This is a genomic window from Streptomyces cylindrosporus (assembly GCF_022698165.1).
GTDB classification, from domain to species: Bacteria; Actinomycetota; Actinomycetes; order Streptomycetales; family Streptomycetaceae; genus Streptomyces; species Streptomyces cylindrosporus.
In genome coordinates, this window is record NZ_JALDAY010000022.1 from 22,583 (window position 1) to 39,942 (window position 17,360).

Annotated in this window: 20 protein-coding genes and 2 pseudogenes; 7 read left to right on the forward strand and 15 right to left on the reverse strand. The window is 71.2% G+C overall.

Annotation, left to right across the window (positions count from 1 at the left end; genetic code table 11):
- Positions 1-72: 72 nt before the first annotated feature.
- Positions 73-723 (forward strand): annotated as a pseudogene (locus MQP27_RS48100) (hypothetical protein); the annotation flags it as partial.
- A 303-nt stretch (positions 724-1,026) separates the two neighbouring features.
- Positions 1,027-1,380, forward strand: a pseudogene (locus tag MQP27_RS51930) (MaoC family dehydratase); the annotation flags it as partial.
- Here the strand turns inward: MQP27_RS51930 and MQP27_RS48110 are convergent.
- The 8 genes from MQP27_RS48110 to MQP27_RS48145 all read right to left on the reverse strand — a co-directional run bounded on the left by MQP27_RS48110 (position 1,361) and on the right by MQP27_RS48145 (position 6,479).
- Positions 1,361-1,690, reverse strand: coding sequence for a hypothetical protein (locus tag MQP27_RS48110; protein WP_242777954.1), 330 nt, complete (start codon positions 1,688-1,690; stop codon positions 1,361-1,363). The pseudogene MQP27_RS51930 and the gene MQP27_RS48110 overlap by 20 nt on opposite strands.
- Before the next feature lie 70 nt (positions 1,691-1,760).
- Positions 1,761-2,402 carry a TetR/AcrR family transcriptional regulator gene (locus tag MQP27_RS48115; RefSeq protein ID WP_242777957.1) on the reverse strand — a complete coding sequence of 214 codons (642 nt, stop codon included), beginning with the start codon at positions 2,400-2,402 and terminating at the stop codon, positions 1,761-1,763.
- 72 nt (positions 2,403-2,474) lie between these two features.
- Complete coding sequence (locus MQP27_RS48120; RefSeq protein WP_242777960.1) at positions 2,475-2,783, reverse strand: DUF4229 domain-containing protein; 309 nt, start codon at positions 2,781-2,783, stop codon at positions 2,475-2,477.
- 89 nt (positions 2,784-2,872) lie between these two features.
- Complete coding sequence (locus tag MQP27_RS48125; protein ID WP_242777964.1) at positions 2,873-3,397, reverse strand: GNAT family N-acetyltransferase; 525 nt, start codon at positions 3,395-3,397, stop codon at positions 2,873-2,875.
- Between the two features lie 16 nt (positions 3,398-3,413).
- On the reverse strand, positions 3,414-4,052 hold the full coding sequence (locus tag MQP27_RS48130) for a UdgX family uracil-DNA binding protein (RefSeq protein ID WP_242777967.1): 639 nt from the start codon (positions 4,050-4,052) through the stop codon (positions 3,414-3,416).
- A gap of 21 nt (positions 4,053-4,073) precedes the next feature.
- A complete protein-coding gene (gene mqnE / locus MQP27_RS48135; protein ID WP_242778282.1) occupies positions 4,074-5,237 on the reverse strand; it encodes an aminofutalosine synthase MqnE in 1,164 nt (387 codons plus the stop codon).
- Between the two features lie 44 nt (positions 5,238-5,281).
- A complete protein-coding gene (locus MQP27_RS48140; protein ID WP_242777970.1) occupies positions 5,282-5,737 on the reverse strand; it encodes an Lrp/AsnC family transcriptional regulator in 456 nt (151 codons plus the stop codon).
- A gap of 61 nt (positions 5,738-5,798) precedes the next feature.
- Positions 5,799-6,479 (reverse strand): UbiX family flavin prenyltransferase, encoded by a 681-nt coding sequence (locus MQP27_RS48145; RefSeq protein WP_242777973.1) that lies wholly within the window; start codon positions 6,477-6,479, stop codon positions 5,799-5,801.
- A gap of 91 nt (positions 6,480-6,570) precedes the next feature.
- Between MQP27_RS48145 and MQP27_RS48150 the strand changes: the two genes are divergently transcribed.
- Complete coding sequence (locus MQP27_RS48150; RefSeq protein ID WP_242777976.1) at positions 6,571-7,176, forward strand: rhomboid family intramembrane serine protease; 606 nt, start codon at positions 6,571-6,573, stop codon at positions 7,174-7,176.
- Here MQP27_RS48150 and mqnP read toward each other — a convergent pair.
- Both mqnP and MQP27_RS48160 read right to left on the reverse strand, forming a co-directional pair.
- Complete coding sequence (gene mqnP / locus MQP27_RS48155; protein ID WP_242777979.1) at positions 7,166-8,068, reverse strand: menaquinone biosynthesis prenyltransferase MqnP; 903 nt, start codon at positions 8,066-8,068, stop codon at positions 7,166-7,168. The two genes, MQP27_RS48150 and mqnP, sit on opposite strands and share 11 nt — an antisense overlap.
- Complete coding sequence (locus MQP27_RS48160; RefSeq protein WP_242777982.1) at positions 8,065-9,519, reverse strand: menaquinone biosynthesis decarboxylase; 1,455 nt, start codon at positions 9,517-9,519, stop codon at positions 8,065-8,067. The genes mqnP and MQP27_RS48160 overlap by 4 nt, the downstream gene beginning before the upstream one ends.
- A 216-nt stretch (positions 9,520-9,735) precedes the next feature.
- Between MQP27_RS48160 and MQP27_RS48165 the strand changes: the two genes are divergently transcribed.
- Positions 9,736-10,131, forward strand: coding sequence for a PLD nuclease N-terminal domain-containing protein (locus MQP27_RS48165; protein ID WP_242777986.1), 396 nt, complete (start codon positions 9,736-9,738; stop codon positions 10,129-10,131).
- Entirely contained in the window at positions 10,131-11,015 is an 885-nt protein-coding gene (locus tag MQP27_RS48170) for a LysR family transcriptional regulator (RefSeq protein WP_242777989.1), read from the forward strand. The genes MQP27_RS48165 and MQP27_RS48170 overlap by 1 nt, the downstream gene beginning before the upstream one ends.
- Here the strand turns inward: MQP27_RS48170 and MQP27_RS48175 are convergent.
- Positions 10,912-11,859 carry a DMT family transporter gene (locus tag MQP27_RS48175; RefSeq protein WP_242777992.1) on the reverse strand — a complete coding sequence of 316 codons (948 nt, stop codon included), beginning with the start codon at positions 11,857-11,859 and terminating at the stop codon, positions 10,912-10,914. The two genes, MQP27_RS48170 and MQP27_RS48175, sit on opposite strands and share 104 nt — an antisense overlap.
- A gap of 169 nt (positions 11,860-12,028) precedes the next feature.
- Between MQP27_RS48175 and MQP27_RS48180 the strand changes: the two genes are divergently transcribed.
- On the forward strand, positions 12,029-13,441 hold the full coding sequence (locus MQP27_RS48180) for a purine-cytosine permease family protein (RefSeq protein WP_242777994.1): 1,413 nt from the start codon (positions 12,029-12,031) through the stop codon (positions 13,439-13,441).
- Here the strand turns inward: MQP27_RS48180 and MQP27_RS48185 are convergent.
- Positions 13,414-14,112 (reverse strand): hypothetical protein, encoded by a 699-nt coding sequence (locus MQP27_RS48185; protein ID WP_242777996.1) that lies wholly within the window; start codon positions 14,110-14,112, stop codon positions 13,414-13,416. The two genes, MQP27_RS48180 and MQP27_RS48185, sit on opposite strands and share 28 nt — an antisense overlap.
- 53 nt (positions 14,113-14,165) lie before the next feature.
- Complete coding sequence (locus tag MQP27_RS48190) at positions 14,166-14,510, reverse strand: ArsR/SmtB family transcription factor (protein WP_242777999.1); 345 nt, start codon at positions 14,508-14,510, stop codon at positions 14,166-14,168.
- A 100-nt stretch (positions 14,511-14,610) separates the two neighbouring features.
- On the opposite strand from MQP27_RS48190, the gene MQP27_RS48195 reads away from it, so the two are divergent.
- Positions 14,611-15,585 carry a quinone oxidoreductase family protein gene (locus tag MQP27_RS48195; RefSeq protein WP_242778002.1) on the forward strand — a complete coding sequence of 325 codons (975 nt, stop codon included), beginning with the start codon at positions 14,611-14,613 and terminating at the stop codon, positions 15,583-15,585.
- Positions 15,586-16,215: 630 nt separating this feature from the next.
- Here MQP27_RS48195 and MQP27_RS48200 read toward each other — a convergent pair.
- Complete coding sequence (locus MQP27_RS48200) at positions 16,216-16,875, reverse strand: hypothetical protein (RefSeq protein WP_242778005.1); 660 nt, start codon at positions 16,873-16,875, stop codon at positions 16,216-16,218.
- Positions 16,872-17,360, reverse strand: a complete 489-nt coding sequence (locus MQP27_RS48205) for a sigma factor-like helix-turn-helix DNA-binding protein (protein WP_242778008.1) — start codon at positions 17,358-17,360, stop codon at positions 16,872-16,874. Before MQP27_RS48205 ends, MQP27_RS48200 begins: the two co-directional genes overlap by 4 nt.

The window sequence follows — 17,360 nt, forward strand, 5'->3', positions numbered from 1 at the left end:
TTCGACTTACCTCGGGTAACCTGACTCTGGAGTAAGAAGAGACGGCCAGAGCCTGCTGGGGGCGTGATGTCGATGTCCGTGGTCCTGCCCGGCGCCCCCGCACTCGGGCCGCTGCTCGCCCGGGGCGCGCTGCTCTCCCCCTTCAAGCGCCCGCGCCCGGACGCCGACTTCCCCCACGACCGGCTCGTCCTGCCCGCCCTGCGCATCGATCTGGCCCGGCTGGCCGCGTACGAACGGGTCTGCGGCTTCGCGACCGGCGCCGACGCGCTGCCGCTCACGTACCCCCACGTACTGGGTTTCCCGCTGGCCATGCGCCTGATGAGCGCCCGCGGCTTCCCCCTGCCGCTGCTGGGCCTGGTCCACACGTCGATCGACATCACGCAACGACGGGCCCCCGCGGCCACCGGCGAGTACGAACTCTCCGTCCACATCGGCGGTTTGCAGCCACACCGACGCGGCACGGAGGCGTCGGTGATCACCGAGATGCGGGCCGGTGGAGAAGTCGTGTGGGAGTCACGGAGCACGTATCTGGCGCGGCATCGGACGGGGGGTGGTGAGGTGTCCGAGGGTGAGCGGCGGACGGAAGCGGAGGGGGGACTGTCGTCTGCGGGGGCTGGGCGGAGGCTGGGTCCGGAGGCGAGGAGGCTGCCTGCGGCGGCTGAGTCGCGGCTAGGTCCGGAGGCGGGCGGACTGCCTGCCGCGGCCGAGCGGCGGCCGGACCCAGAGGCGGGGCGAGGGTCTGCGGCGCCCGAGCGGAGGCCCGGTCCCGAGGCGAGTGGGATGCCTGCCGCGGCCGAGCGGCGGCCGGGCCCCGAGACGGGCCGACTGCCTGCGGCGGGCGAGCGGAGGCCCGAGGCGGGCGGGATGCCTGCTGTGTCCGAGCAGTCGCTGGGCCCAGAGGCGGGCCGACTGCCTGCTGTGCCCGAGCAGTGGCTGGACCCAGAGGCGAGGGGGCTGTCTGCCGTGGCCGGGCTGCGGCCGGGCTCCGAAGCGGGCCGGCTGTCTGCGGTGGACGAGTTGCGGCCGGACCCCGAGACGGACCCGCTGCCTGCCGTGGCCGAGTGGCGGATCGGGGCTGATGTCGGGCGGCGTTACGGGGCCGCTTCCGGGGATCGGAATCCCATTCATCTTTATCCGCTGACGGCCCGTCTGTTCGGGTTTCCGCGGGCCATCGCGCACGGCATGTGGACGGTCGCCCGCTGCCTCGCCGCGCACGGGACGCCCCAACACGCCCGTGTGACCGCCGAGTTCAGGGCCCCGGTGCTGCTGCCGGGGACGGTGACGTACGCGGCGGACGGGAGCGGGCGGTTCGAGCTGCGCAGCGGCGACCGCGTCCATGTGAGCGGCGTCGTCAACGGCCTCAGCCCCGACGGACGTTGACCCCGCCGACCAGACCCCACGCGTCGACGCGGACGGTCGGGCCACCCGGCTCGCTCGGGCCCTCGTCCCGCACACCGCCGAGCCGGATGCCGTGCACCGCGACGCGGACGTCGGGCCGGACCCGCAGACTCACCCCGCCGATGAGGCTGAGCTTGGTGATGCGCAGTTCGGCGCCGTCGGGAATGTCGACGTCCGTGAGGTCGATGTCGGCGCCGCCGATGAGGGACACGGTGAGGGTGCGTTCGTGGAGGGTGGCGCCGGCCAGTCGGTGCCCGCCGATGATGCTCACCTTGATGTCGGTCTTCGTCATGCCGGCGAACGTACGGGCCGAGCACCGCGCTCCCCCAGTGTCCCGCGTCCCCCTTCCCGCATGACGGTTGTCATGCCTCCGGTGGAGTCCAGGGTCGCCCCTCCATCAGGTTCCCCAGCCCCGCCCACGCGAAGTTCATCAAGGTCGCCGCGGCCTGCCGGGCCGTCGTGCCGGGCGTCGCGTTGGCCCACGCGGCCAGCGACTCGGCTGCGCCCACCAGCGCCTCGGCGAGGCCCGCGACCTCCCGCTCGGGGAGATCGGGGTCACGGTGGGCCTCCCGCGCGGCGACGACGATCAGCTCCGTCACGAACGCGACGATCTCCTCGCGCATCGCCGTCACCTCGGCCGCGAAGGGCTCCCGGGTACGGGCCTGGAGGTGCAGCACCGCCCAGCCGTCCGGGTTCTGGCCGGTGTGCGTGAAGAACGCCCGCAGCCCTTCCCAGAGTTGGCGGTCGGCGGGCAGCTCGGCGTGCACCCCGGCCCGCACCGCGGCGACCAGCGCCTTGGCCTCCCGCCGGATGCAGGCCGTGAACAGGTCTTCCTTGGAGTTCAGGTACAGGTACACCAACGGCTTGGACACGCCCGCCAGTTCGGCGATCTCGTCCATCGACGCGGCCATGTACCCACGCTGACCGAACGTCCGCACGGCGGCATCCAGCATCTGCTGCTCACGGACCGCCCGCGGCATCCGCTTGGTCTTCACGGCACCCATGCGGCACAGCGTAATTGCGCCGGAGCGCGCGCAACCCCCTCAAGGCCCCCTCAAGGGGCCCGCGATGCCTGTTTACGAGGCCTGCGGAGCCTGCCCCTGCGAGCGGGCCGCGTCGTCCGCGCCGTCCTCCTGGGCCGCGCTCGCCTCGAAGCCGGCCTTGATGCGGTCGACCCGCTGGACGACCTTCACGGAGGCGCGGTCGCGCTCCTTGCGCAGGACGACGAAGCTGATCGGGGCGGAGATCACCAGCGACAGCAGGACGAGCCACATGCCGTTGGAGGCGCCGTAGCCGCGCGGGACGATGCCGGAGTAGACGAGGCCCCAGACGACCACGAAGCAGCCCGCGAAGATCCCGAGGCGCATCAGCGTGTAGCGGAGCATCTCAATCCACTCTTCCGTCAACGGTACGAACATTCCCAAAGGGCATCGTCCAGTGAAGCACGCCCGGGACCCGATCTTGAAGGCGGGGCTCAGCCGAGCGGCAGCAGCATGATCACGTCGTCGCGGTCGTCGCCGGGCGCGACGCGGATCGCGCCGGGTATCCGGCCGACCTCCTTGTAGCCGCAGGAGCCGTAGAACCGTTCGAGGCCGAGCCCGCCGCGGCAGGTGAGCCGGATCGCCTCGACGCCGTCGAGCCCGCGCGCGGCGTCCGCGGCGGCGGCCAGCAGGTCACGGCCGTAACCCTTGCCGTGGTGCGACGGGTGCACCATCACCGTGTACAGCCACACCCAGTGGGTCATCAGCCGGTGGGTGTTGAAGGCGATGAAGGCGGTCGCGGCGACCCGCCCGTCCTCGTCGTGCCCGACCACCAGCCGGGTGCGGCCCTCGCTCATCCCGACCAGGTGCTTGAGCAGCTCCGGCCGGACCGTCTCGCGCGTGACCGGCGGTACGAAGCCGACGGCGCCGCCCGCGTTGGAGACGTCCGTCCACAGGTCGAGGACGCCGTCACGGAGCTCGGGAGTGACGGCCGGGTCGAGAGTGAAGGTAAGGGACACGTGGTCATAGTAACCATTACGAGAGAATGCGCGCGGCCGTTTCGAGATCCGAGACCAGCCCCCGGTACGCGGCCTCCCGGTCGTCCGCGCGCAGCACGGACGAGGGGTGCACGGTGGGCACGAGCCGCTCCCGCCGCCCGTGGATCTCCTCCTCCAGCACGCTCCCCCGCACCTGTGTGACCCGGAACGACGACCCCAGCAGCGCCTTCCCGGCGGTCGCCCCGAGCACCACGATCAGCTCCGGCTCCACGACGGCCAGCTCGGCCGCCAGCCAGGGCCCGCAGGCCGTCATCTCCCGCAGGCTCGGCGCCTTGTGGATACGACGTTTACGGGGCTCGGCCCGGGTGAACTTGAAGTGCTTGACGGCGTTGGTGACGTACGCCTCGGCCGGGTCGATGCCGGCTTCCGCCAGCGCCCGGTCGAGGAGCTTCCCGGCCGGGCCCACGAAGGGCTTGCCCTGGCGGTCCTCCTGGTCGCCGGGCTGCTCGCCGACGAGCATGACGCGGGCGTCGGCGTCTCCCTCGCCGAAGACCGTCTGGGTGGCGTCCCGGTGCAGGGGGCAGCCCCGGCAGTCCGCGGCGGCCCTGCGGAGGGCCGGAAGGCCGCCGCGCTCCGGAACGAAGGGTTCGGCGGTGTACTCGTCCTCGGCACTCATGCCGGACGAGTACCCCCCGTCTCAGACCCGCATCGGCTGCGGCGACTCTCGGCGGGCGGGGTCCGGGCCGTCGTACTCCCGGATGATCTCGTACCGCGTGTTGCGCTCCACCGGCCGGAAGCCGGCGTCCCGGATCAGGTCCAGCAGGTCCTCGCGGGTCAGCTTGTTCGGCGTGCCGAAGTTGTCCGCGTCGTGGGTGATCTTGTACTCGACGACCGAGCCGTCCATGTCGTCGGCGCCGTGCAGCAGCGCGAGCTGCGCGGTCTGCACGCCGTGCATGACCCAGAAGACCTTGACGTGCGGGACGTTGTCGAAGAGGAGCCGGGAGACGGCGAAGGTCTTCAGCGCCTCGGCGCCGGTGGCCATCCGGGTGCGGGCCTGGAGGCGGTTGCGCACCTTCCCGTCCTTCATGTCCACGAAGTCGTGCTGGTAGCGCAGCGGGATGAAGACCTGGAAGCCGTTCGTCTCATCCTGGAGTTCGCGCAGCCGCAGCACGTGGTCGACCCGGTGCCGGGGCTCCTCGATGTGGCCGTACAGCATGGTGCTCGGGGTCTTGAGACCCTTCTCGTGCGCCAGGCGGTGGATGCGGGACCAGTCCTCCCAGTGGGTGCGGTGGTCCACGATGTGCTGCCGGACCTCCCAGTCGAAGATCTCGGCGCCGCCGCCGGTCAGCGACTCCAGTCCGGCGTCGATGAGCTCGTCGAGGATCTCGCTCGCGCCGAGCCCGCTGATCGTCTCGAAGTGGTGGATCTCGGTGGCGGTGAAGGCCTTCAGCGAGACGTTCGGCAGGGCGGCCTTCAGCTCCCGCAGCGAGCGCGGGTAGTAGCGCCAAGGGAGGTTCGGGTGCAGCCCGTTGACGATGTGCAGCTCGGTGAGGTTCTCGCTCTCCATCGCCTTGGCGAGCTTCACCGCCTCCTCGATGCGCATCGTGTACGCGTCCTTCTCCCCCGGCTTGCGCTGGAAGGAGCAGTAGGCGCAGGAGGCGGTGCAGACATTGGTCATGTTGAGGTGCCGGTTGACGTTGAAGTGGACGACGTCACCGTTCTTCCGCGTCCGCACCTCGTGCGCCAGCCCGCCCAGCCACGCCAGGTCGTCCGACTCGTACAGCGCGATACCGTCCTCGCGGGTCAGCCGCTCACCGCGCCTGACCTTCTCCTCCAGCTCGCGCTTGAGCCCGACGTCCATGAGGGTCACACCTTTCTCCTCCGACAACCTGTCCCACCGTACGGCTACGCCTCTTCGGGCAGCGCCCCGACCCGGTTCTCCCACTTGGTGGAGAGGACGATGGTGGTACGGGTGCGGGAGACACCCTTGGTGCCGCTGAGCCGGCGGATGGTCTTCTCCAGGCCGTCCACGTCGTTCGCCCGGACCTTGAGCATGTACGAGTCGTCGCCCGCGATGAACCAGCAGTCCTCGATCTCGGTGAGGTCCTTCAGCCGCCGGGCCACGTCCTCGTGGTCGGCCGCGTCGGAGAGCGAGATGCCGATCAGCGCGGTGACGCCGAGGCCGAGCGAGGCGGCGTCGACGGTGGCGCGGTAACCGGTGATGACACCGGCCGCCTCCAGCCGGTTGATGCGGTCGGTGACACTGGGTCCCGACAGGCCGACGAGGCGCCCCAGCTCCGCGTAGGAGGCCCGGCCGTTCTCTCTCAGGGCCTGAATGAGCTGCCTGTCCACCGCGTCCATGCGATTCGTTGCCTTCCGCTGAAAGTTCCCGAAGTGATGAGAGGTGCTGCTGTGTGCCGGGCTACTCGGCGTCCCCGCCGCCCAGTTCACCCTTCCAGCGCCGGTACAGCCCGTGCTCGACGCCCGCCGCGTCGAGGACGCGCCCGGCGACGAAGTCCACCAGGTCCTGGATGTGCGTGGCGCCCGCGTAGAAGGCGGGCGAGGTGGGGACCACGGCCGCGCCCAGGTCGTCCAGGGTCACCAGATGACGCAGGGTCTGGCCGTTCAGCGGGGTCTCCCGTACGGCCACCACGAGCGGGCGGCGCTCCTTGAGCGTGACGCTCGCCGCCCGCTGCAACAGGTCCTTCGACAGGCCGAGCGCGACACCCGCGACGCACGCCGTCGACGCCGGCACGATCAGCATGCCCTTGGTGGGGTACGACCCCGAGGACGGGCCCGCCGCGAGGTCACCGGCGCTCCAGTACCGGATCCGGTCGAGCGCCACGTCGTAGACGCCGGGCTTGCCGTCGGCGCCCCGGGACAGCCATTCGCGCAGGTCGTCCCGCCAGTGGGCGTCCCGGAAGGAAATCGCCGTCTCGTCCAGGAGGGTGAGCCGCGAGGCCCGGCTGACGACCAGGTCCACGCTCTCGCCGGCGTCGAGGAGAGCGCGGAGGACCGATGCGGCATACGGGGTGCCGGAAGCGCCGGACACCCCTACGATCCAAGGCGTACGCCGCGTCTCTCCTGGCTTGACTGGGTTCACGACACCGAGCCTAGCTGGCGGCGTGGGGTGGGAACCGGCCGAGGGGGTCGGGGCGTTTCCCGGAGGGACGAGTCGACGGTCGGGGGTTGCCATGACAGGTACCGGACTTGAGTGGTCGCGTGGGGCCCGCGCGAAGGCGGCGGCCAAGCTGATGGTGGGCTGGATCGCGCTGCTGTGGCTGCTCGAAGTGGTGGACGTGATCAGCGGCCACGCGCTGGACGGACTCGGCATCACCCCGCGCGAGCCCTCCGAGCTGGTGGACGTCGTCCCGGCCGCGTTCATCCACTTCGGCTTCGCCCATGTGGCCGCGAACAGCATTCCGCTGCTGGTCATGGGCTTCCTGGCGGCGCTCGGCGGGCTGCGCCGGTTCGCCGCGGTCTGCGCGGTGATCATCGTGGCCGACGGTCTCGGTGTCTGGCTCATAGCCCCGGCGCACACCAACACCGCGGGCGCCTCCGGCCTGATCTTCGGCCTCTTCGGCTTCCTCCTGGTCAGCGGCTTCGTGGAGCGCCGCCCGCTGGGCGTCCTGGTCGGTCTGCTGGTCGGCGTGGTCTGGGGCGGCGCGATACTGGCGGGCCTCGCCCCCACCCAGTCGGGCGTCAGCTGGCAGGCCCACCTGATCGGCCTTGTCTCGGGCGTGGCGGTGGCGTTCTGGTCGGGCCGCCGGGCGACCGCCCGGCCGGCGCTCACACCGTGAGGCCGCGCACCAGCAGATCCAGCAGCGCACACACGAACAGGGCGATCCCGATGAAGCCGTTGACGCTGAAGAAGGCGCGGTTGAGGCGGGACAGGTCGTGCGGGCGGACGATGTTGTGCTCGTACACGAACGCTGCCGCGACGATCATCAGGCCCACCCAGAAGAAGCCGCCCGCGTCCGTGGCGACCGCGTACCAGACGAGGAGGGCCATGGTCAGGGTGTGGCAGACGCGGGCGCCCCAGATGGCGGCCGGGATGCCGAAGCGGGCCGGGACCGACATGACGCCGATCTCGCGGTCGGTCTCGACGTCCTGGCAGGCGTAGATCAGGTCGAAGCCGCCGATCCAGATGCCGACGGCAAGGCCCAGCAGCACCGCGTCCCAGGACCACTCACCGCTGATCGCGAGCCAGCCGCCGACCGGGCCCATGGCCTGGGCGAGTCCGAGGATGGCCTGGGGGAAGTTCGTGAACCGCTTGCCGTAGGGGTAGATCACCATCGGGATCACGGCGACCGGCGCGAGCGCCAGGCACAGGGGGTTGAGCAGGGCCGCCGAGCCGAGGAAGACGACGACGGCGATCAGCGCGCCGGTCCAGGCGTGCTTCACCGACATCGCGCCGGTGACCAGCTCGCGGTGCGCGGTGCGGGGATTACGGGCATCGATCTCGCGGTCGATGATCCGGTTCACCGCCATCGCGAAGGTGCGCAGGCCCACCATGCAGACGGTGACGAGGAGCAGGCGCCCCCAGTGGATGTTCCTGTCCCACTCGAACATCGCGGTGAGCGCGGCGATGTAGGCGAAGGGCAGGGCGAAGACCGAGTGCTCGATCATCACCAGGCGGAGGAACGCCTTGGTGCGTCCTGGCTGCGGGATCGCGGCGGAGGCACTGCTCATGAAAGGCCGTACTCCTTCCAGCGGCGGTCGACCTTCGCCGCCGTATCGGGGTCGGACAGCACCATGTCGGGCCAGCCGCCGTCGCGCGTGTAGCCCTCCTCGGGCCACTTCTTCGTCGCGTCGATCCCCGCCTTGCCGCCCCAGAACTGCTGGTAGGAGGCGTGGTCCAGGTGGTCCACCGGTCCCTCGACGACGCTGAGGTCACGGGCGTAGTCCGTGTTGCCGAGGGCCCGCCACGCGACCTCGTGGAGGTCGTGGACGTCGCAGTCGGAGTCCACGACCACGATCAGCTTCGTCAGGGACATCATGTGTGCCCCCCAGACAGCGTGCATCACCTTTTGGGCGTGCTTGGGGTATTTCTTGTCGATCGAGACAATCGCGCAGTTGTGGAAACCGCCCGCTTCGGGCAGGTGGTAGTCCACGATGTCCGGCACGATGATCTTGAGGAGGGGGAGGAAGAAGCGCTCCGTCGCACGGCCCAGGGGTCCGTCCTCCGTCGGAGGGCGGCCTACGACGATCGACTGAAGCAGCGGCCGCTTCCGCATCGTCACGCAGTCGATCTTCAGCGCGGGGAAGGGCTCCTGCGGGGTGTAGAAGCCGGTGTGGTCGCCGAACGGGCCCTCCGGCAGCATCTCCCCGGGCTCCAGCCAGCCCTCGATCACGACCTCGGCCTGCGCCGGGACCTGCAGCGGGACCGTCTTGCAGTCCACCATCTCGATCCGCTTGCCCGCGATGAACCCGGCGAAGAGGTACTCGTCGATGTCGCCGGGGAGGGGGGCGGTGGAGGCGTAGGTGACCGCCGGCGGACAGCCGAAGGCGATGGCCACCGGCAGCCGCTCGCCGCGTCGCGCCGCGACCTGGTAGTGGTTGCGGCTGTCCTTGTGGATCTGCCAGTGCATGCCGATGGTGCGCCTATCGTGGCGCTGGAGGCGGTACAGACCCAGATTCCGGATGCCGGTCTCCGGGTCCTTGGTGTGGGTGAGCCCGAGGTTGAAGAAGGAGCCGCCGTCCTGCGGCCAGGTGAACAGGGCGGGCAGCGCGTCCAGGTCGACGTCGTCCCCGGTGAGGACGGTCTCCTGCACCGGTGCGTCCTTCACCTTCTTCGGCGGTACGTGCGTCATCGCGCCGAGCTTCCCGAACGCCTCGCGCACCCCGACGAAGCCGTGCGGCAGCTCGGGCCGCAGCAGCCCGCCGATCTTGTCGGAGATCTCGCCGTACGACTTCAGGCCAAGTGCCTTCAGCAGCCGCCGGTCGGTCCCGAAGACGTTCATCGCGAGGGGCATGGAGGAGCCCTTCACGTTCTCGAAGAGCAGCGCGGGACCGCCCGCCTTCTGCACCCGGTCGACGATCTCCCCGACCTCCAGATACGGGTCGACCTCGGCCTTGACACGCTTGAGGTCGCCCTCGCGTTCCAGTGCCCTGAGCAGGGAGCGAAGATCGTCGTAAGCCATGCGTCCCAGTATCGCCGAGCCCCTCGCCCCTCCGACGCCCGCCCCACCCGTCGCCCCTCAGCCCCGGGCCCACCCCAGCTCGACCTCATGCACCCGCAGCCGACGGCTCACGCAGCCGGCGGTGGTCTGATCGTGGAGATTTTGGCCACCCGCTACCCTGGCCCGGTCACCGGGGTCCGACAGTGCCCCGTCACCGTCTTTGGGGGATCGCGCGCCATGTTCCGGTATCTGCCGTTCCTGCTGGTCCTGGCGTTGTGGATCTACGCCTTCATCGACTGCCTGAACACCCCCGAGGAGCAGGTGCGCGGGCTGCCCAAGGTGGTGTGGGTGATCATCATCCTGCTGTTCGGCGAGGTGCTCGTCGGGCCGATCGCCTGGCTCGTGGCCGGCAAGGTGAGGCACGCGCCCGCGGGCGGCTCCACGCCCTCCGAGTGGCACCGCAACCACCGCACGGAGTTCGTCGCACCCGACGACAACCCCGAGTTCCTGAAGTCCCTCAAGGCCGAGAACAAGAAGGACGAGGCCCTCCTCAAGGACTGGGAGGCCGACCTGCGGCGCCGCGAGGAGGAGCTGCGCCGCAGGGAGCGCGGCGAGGAGCCCAGGGCCGACTGATGGAGCTGCGGCTGCTGGTCACGTTCGAGAAGGTCGCCACCGTGCTGAGCTTCACGCAGGCCGCGGCCGAGCTGAAGTACGCCCAGTCCAGCGTGACCGGTCAGATACGGGCGCTGGAGTCGTCGCTGGGCGTGGAGCTGTTCGACCGGCTCGGCAGCCGGATCCGGCTGACCGAGGCCGGTGAGCGGCTGCTGCCGTACGCCCGCCGGATCATCGAGCTCACCGAGGAGGCGCGGGCCGCGGCCACCGGAACCGAGGAGCCGGCCGGTTCGCTGGTCGTCGGGACGATGGAGTCGCTGACCTCCTACCGGCTCCCGCCGCTGCTGGAGTTCTTCCACCACCGCTATCCCAAGGTGCGGCTGTCCCTGCGTACGACCATCGGCGACGAGACCCGGCAGGCGCTGCGGCAGGGGACGTACGACCTGGGATTCCTGATGGAGGCGGAGACCGAGCACCCGGGGCTGGAGAGCACCGTGCTGGCCGTCGAGCCGCTGGCGCTCGTCGCCGCTCCCCGACACGCCCTCGCGGGGCGGGAGTTCGGGACGGCGGACCTCGTACGGCAGGCCCTGCTCGCCACGGAACCCGGTTGTGCCTACCGGGACTTGTTCGAGCAGGAGCTCAAGTCCACGGGGGAAGCGGTGGACTTCATGGAGTTCGGGACGATCGAGGCGACCAAACGCGCCGCGGCGGCCGGTCTCGGGGTGTCGTTGCTGCCCGAGATCACGGTCGCCGCCGAGCTGAAGGACGGGTCGCTGGTACGGCTGGAGTGGCAGCCGCCGTTCACGCTTCGGACGCAGCTGGCGTGGCGGGCCGGGAAGCGGCTGCCGGCACATGTGCGGCTGTTCGTGGAGCAGGCGCGGCGGCTGGTTTCCGAGCAAGGGTGACCTTGAGGCTCGCCGTCACGATCAGCGGGACGCCGAGCGCCTGGACGAGGCCGATGTGGTGGCCGTACACCGCCCAGTCCATGAACATCGCGACCGCCGGGTAGACGAAGGCGAGGACGGCGATCTTCGAGGTCGGGAGCTTGGCGTAGGCGGCGTACATGAGGACGTACATCACGCCGGTGTGGATGAGGCCGAGGCCTGCCAGCCAGCCCCAGTCCCAGCCGGTGCCGGCCATCGCGCCGAAGTCGGCGAAGGGGAGCAGCAGCGGGATGCCGACGAGGACCTGGACCAGGGCGATGAGGTGCGGGCGGACGCCGGTGATGCGCTTGGTGACGAGGGTCGACAGGCCGTACAGGAGCGCGGCGAGGAGGGCCTGACCGACGCCGAGGACGTACGTGCCGCCGCTGGTGAAGTCGGCGGGGGTGACGCCCGAGACCAGGATCAGGCCCGCGAAGGCCAGCGCGATCCAGCCGACCTTGGCCGCGGTGAGCCGCTCGCGGAAGAGGAGGGCGCCCAGCAGGACGACGTAGAACGGCTGGGTGTGGTAGACCACCGTGGCGACCGAGATCGAGGTGTTCTCGTACGACTGGAAGAGCAGGACCCAGTTGAAGACGATGAACACCCCGCCGAGGACGGCCAGGGCGAGGGTGCGCGGCGTGAAGCCGTGGTCGCGGAGCCAGCCGCGGGCGGTCACGTAGCCGCCGAGTGCGAGGGCGCCGAACAGGACGCGGAAGAAGACGACGTTGAAGGGCGAGGCGCCCGACTCGACGACGAAGACGCCGAGGGTGCCGGAGAGCACCATCGCGGTCGTCAGCTGGGCCGTGCCCTTGTTCTCTGAGGTCATGCCCATGAAGCTAGAAGCGGGCATACGGCCTGGTCCACGCGCCGCCGGGGTGTCCTGCCGATGGCCCCATCAGCACTGCCGATGCGTGCAGGTTGTACGCCCCCAAGGCTCCCAGTGCGGACAATGCGCCCCTGGGCCCGGACCGGCCGGAACCGGACACTTGGCTCGCATGACGACTGCTCCCGCCGACTCCACCGGCACCCTCGCCCCCGCATACGGTGACAAGGTCATCGCCGTCGAGACGGCGGGCTCCGAGCCCATCCCCGACGCCGAACGCCATGGCTCCCCGCTCCAGCTCCTGTGGACCTGGGCCTCCCCCAACATCGAGTTCGCGACCGTCTACATCGGCGTGATCGCGGTGCTCTTCTTCGGACTGAGCTTCTGGCAGGCCACGGCCGCCATCGTGCTCGGCACCGTGGTCGGCGCCGTCACGCAGGGCGTGCTGTCCCTCGACGGCCCGCGCTTCGGCGTCCCGCAGATGGTGATCGGCCGCTTCTCCTTCGGCCACCGCGGCAACATCCTGCCCTCCGCGGCCAACGGCCTGGTCGCGGGCGTCGGCTGGTTCGCGGTGAACAGCGTGAGCGCGGCCTTCGCCCTCAACACCCTCACCGGTCTGCGGCCGCTGCCCTCCCTCCTCCTCGTGGTCGTCGCCGAGATCCTGATCGGCTTCATCGGCCACAACTTCGTGCACACCTTCGAGAAGTACGCCTTCCCGGCGCTCGCGGTGATCTTCCTGCTGGCCGGCGCGTGGACGTTCAAGGACGCCGACCTCGGCGGGGGCGGCACGGGCGGCGGCATCGGCGGCTTCCTGCTCGCGTTCAGCGCGGCCTGGGGTTACGCGGCCGGCTGGAACCCGTACGCCACGGACTACTCCCGCTACCTCCCGCGCACGGCGAACAAGCTGAAGACGATCGTGTACCCGGCGGTCGGCCTCTTCGTCTCCGTCGCCGTCGTCGCGGTGATCGGCGCGGCCTCGGCGACCATCGTCGCGCCGAAGGACGCCACCCCGACGGCCGCGTTCACCGGCCATCTCCCGGGCTGGCTGGGCGACCTGGTCCTGATCGCCATCATCCTCGGCGCGGTCTCGGCGAACGCCCTCAACGTCTACTCCGGCGCCATCTCCATCGCCTCCTTCGGCCTGAACCTCCCGACCTGGCTCAGCCGCAGCGTGCTGGTCGTGGTCTCCGGGATCGCCGGTACGGCGGCCGCGTGGGCGTCGCTGGACGACGCGGGCGCCGCGTACGAGGCGTTCCTTCTGGTCATCGCGTACTGGGTGGCGCCGTGGCTCGGGGTCGTGCTGGTGGAGCGGTGGTTGCAGGGCCGTAGCGCCACCGACGAGGAGCTGGCGGCCCGTCTGACCGACCGCTCCTTCACCAACTGGCCGGGAATCGCCGCCCTGTTGATCGGCGTGGCGGTCTCCGTGCCGCTCTTCTCCAACCAGGAGGACTACGTCGGATACGTGCCGAAGCACTGGCCGTCCTTCGGCGACAGCACCCCGCTGGTCGGGTTCCTGCTGAGCGCGGTGCTGTACGCGGTGCTGCGGCGGTCCAAGGGTCAGGCGGCGTCGGCCGGTTCGGCCTGACCGACGTACTCGACCCTGATGTACCTGCTGTCGCTCTCCCCGTAGGCCTTCTCGATGATCGGGCCGGCCGTGCCGGGGTCGTCGACGCCGACGTGGACGAACCCCCGTTCGTCCACGCCGACTTCGCGCATCTCGAAGGTGCCGTCCCAGCGCCTGATGTCGTCGGCGATGCGGTCGGAGAGGCGGTCGAGGGTCCCGCGGTCGACGTCGGTGTCGTGCAGCCGGACGGTCACGCCCTCGACCGCCGAGCCGCAGACCTCGTCGTCGAAGGCGGTGGAGGGGATGCGCCAGACGTCGGCGGTCCGCCGGTCCTCGTCGACGGAGAGGCCGGTGAAGACGGCCGTGTAGGGCTGCTGCCGGGCCAGCTCGTCGATGCGGGCGAGGACGCGCTCCAGCGGGGAGCCGTCGGCGGCGGCGGGGAGACTGCCGACGGGCCGGGTGCCGAGGCACTCCTTGGGGGCGTCGGCCTTGGGTGCGCCGGCCTTGGGGGCGCCGGCCTTGGGTGCGCCGGCCTTGGGTGCGCCTGCCTTGGGTGCATCGGGCTTGGGCGCCACGCGGTCATCGGCGCCCAGGTTGCGCAGCCCGTGCACGACGAGGGCGACCATGACGGCCACGGCGACGACCGCGACGGCCACACCGGCCCACATGACCTTCTGCCAACGCTTCCTCATGTACCCCTCCTCCGCACCGGTTTCCACTGGGACGGCGGAGGGGGTGGAAGCGTTCAGGCCGCGGGCCCGTCGTCCCTCAGGATCAGCTCCAGCAGTCCGGGGAAGCGAGCCTCGAACTCCGCCCGGCGCAGCCGGTTGACCCGCCTCGGCCCCTCATCGCGCTGCTCGACCAGCCCCGCCCCCCGCAGCACGGCGAAGTGATGGCTGAGCGCGGCCTTGCCGACCGGCACGTCGAAGCTGCCGCAGCTGCGGGACCACTCGGCCGATCCCGCGAGCTCCCTGACGAGGCTGATGCGCACGGGGTCGGCGAGCGCGGCCAGGGCCGTCTGCACGGAGACGTCCTCGGGGTGGGTGTGCTCAGGGGCGGCCCGATGAGAGGTGGTCGTGCGCTGCGCCACGCGGACTCCTTCACGGCTTGCAGAGTGTTCGATGAAAACCATACACTCCCTACCGTTCGCTTCCAGTCGAACACTCGGACTCTTTGAGGGGTGCTGTGGCATGCGCGCGGTCGAGTTCCAGGAGTACGGCGGTCCCGAGGTCCTGAAGGTGGTGGAGGCCGAGGTCCCCGAGCCGGGCCCCGGCCAGGTGAGCATCGACGTCGCGTACACCGGCGTGAACTTCGCGGACCTCAAGGCGCGCGGCGAGGGCTACCGGGTGCCGCACCTGCCGTTCGTCCCCGGCCTGGAGGCGTCCGGGCGGATCCGCGCCCTCGGCGAGGGTGTCGAGGGGCTCGCCGTGGGCCAGGAGGTGACGGCGCTGACCGAGGGCGGCGCGTACGCGGACGTGACGCTCGCGAGCGCGGAGACCGTCTTCCCGATCCCGACCGGGGTGGACCTCCGCACGGCGGCAACGCTGCCGACGGTCCTCCCGACGGCGTACGCCCTGGTCCACTCCGTGGGCCGGCTCCAGCCCGGCGAGACGGTCCTCGTGCAGGGCGCGGCGGGCGGAGTCGGCACGGTGGTGGGGCAGTTGGCGAAGGCGGCGGGCGCGCGGGCGGTGTACGGGGTGGTGTCCGGGGAGGCGAAGGCGGCTTACGCGCGGGAGTACGGGTACGACGAGGTGTTCGTCGGCGAGTTCGGGGAGGCGGTGCGGGCGGCGACGGACGGCCGCGGGGTCGACCTCGCGCTGGACCCGGTCGGCGGCGATACCTTCCGCGCGAGCCTGGCCTCGCTGGCGCCCTTCGGACGACTGGTCTCCTTCGGCAACGCGAGCTCGGCGCCGGCGTGGAGCGTGGGCCAGCCGGAGCTGTACCCGTCCGGGGTGTCGGTGGCCGGCTTCTCGATCCTGACGCTGGCGAAGACGGCACCGGGCGCGTTGCGGGCACTGGCCGGGCGGGCGTTCGCGAAGGCGGTGGACGGGACGGTGTCCCTGCCGGTCACGGCCGAGTTCGGACTGGAGGAGGCGGCGGAGGCACACCGCCTGATGGGCACACGCACGAGCACGGGCAAGCTGCTGCTGCGGGTGGGGGGCTGAGCGACACGACCACCGCTCAGCTGCGGGTGGGGGCTGAGCGACACGACCGCCACCCAGCTCCCGGCAGGCGGCTGACCAACCCGACCGCCACCCAGCTCCGGGCAGGTGCCTGACCAACACCACCGCCACCCAGCTGCGAGTGGGCGGCTGACCAACACCACCGCCGCCCAGCCCTCACCTTTCAACGGCCCACCCGGGTCCGCCGCCTCCGGCTGTCGACCGGCCCGTACCTCCCCTCCCCTGCGACCGCCCCGCACAGCGCGATCACCGCGTCCGCGCGTCCTTCCCGGGCCCGCCGGGCCTGACCGGCCAGCCCGGTCAACCGAGGGTCCACTTCCCCCCTTCGCCGCCCCCTCCGGCCAGCCGACCCCCGACCACCCCCTCCAGGCAACCGGCCGTCACCCCTCTCCCGCCCCCGGCCAGCTGGCCGCCGCCTCCCCTCACCGCCCCCTCCGGGCAGCCGACCAACGCCCCCCTCCAGCCCCCTCCGGCCAGCCAGCCGGCCGCCGCCCCCTCCACCGGCCCCTCCACCGGCCCCTCCACCGGCCCCCTCCGATCAGCCGACCACCGCCGCCCCCTTCCACCGGCCCCTCCAATCAGCCGACCACCCCCCGCCCCAGCCCCCTCCACTCAGCCGAAGTCCGGCAGTTGGGTCGAGCAGGTCAGTGGGGTGTTCGTGGGGACCAGGCGTTCCACGGAACCCGGGCGGCCGTCGGTGATCTTCAGTTGGTCGGGGGTCAGGTACCCGATGAACAGCTCGGTCCCGGCGGGCATGGCGTCCGGCAGGAAGTCGAAGGTGACCCTGTCGTCGGCCGCGCGCCGCCCCTTCATGACCTGGTCGACACCGTCGCCGACCCCGGAGTCGTCCAGCTTCTGGTCGTCGCCCGGCCCCTTGCAGAACTCGCCGACCTTGATGAGCACCGGGAACCCCGCGTCGTGCAGGGCCCGTTCCAGCCCCGCGTGGTCGTCGAAGTAGGCCTGCTTGTCCCAACTCACCCGCACCGACCCGTCCTTGAGGCTGTCGACGGTGTAGGCGGCGGTACGGATGTGCACCGTGCCGGCACCGGTCGCGAGCTCGCTGGACGGCGGCGCCGTGGACGGGTGCCCGTACGACGGCACACCGAGCGCCAGCCCGGCCGCGACCGCGGTGGCACCGGCGGCGAGGGCGATCCGGCGCCGACGACGCCGGGCCCGCCCGTCGGCGACGATCCGCTCGACGGGAACGTCGAGGGTGATGTCGGCCAGTGATGCTTTCAGGGCATCCAGTACGTCTGTCTCGTGCTCGTTCATTCTCCGGCCTCCGGGGTCGGGACGAGGTGGCCGCGCAGGGTCGCGACGGCCCGGGAGAGGTGGGCGGTGACCGTGCCGGGCGCGATGCCCAGCGCCTTCGCGGTGGCCTCGGTGTCGAGGTCGAGGAACACCCGGAAGGCGATCACTTCCCGCTGGCGGCGCGGCAGTTGGCGCAGCAGGGCGAGCAGGGACGGATCGACGCCGGGATCCCCGCCCGGGGACTCCGCGACGTCGTGGCCCTCCCCCAGCGCGACCTCGCGCCGACGCCGGCGCCACCAGGAGACGCGGATGTTGAGCGCCGTACGCACGACCCAGGCGCGCGGCGCCGGATGCCGGGCGACCTTGGGCCACACCGCCCACGCCCGCGTGAACGCCTCGGCCACCAGGTCCTCGGCCAGTTGCCGCTCCCCCACACCGGCGAGCACGGCCCTGAGACACACGTCCCGACTGCTGCGATAGAACTCCGCGAACTCCAACTCCTTCAC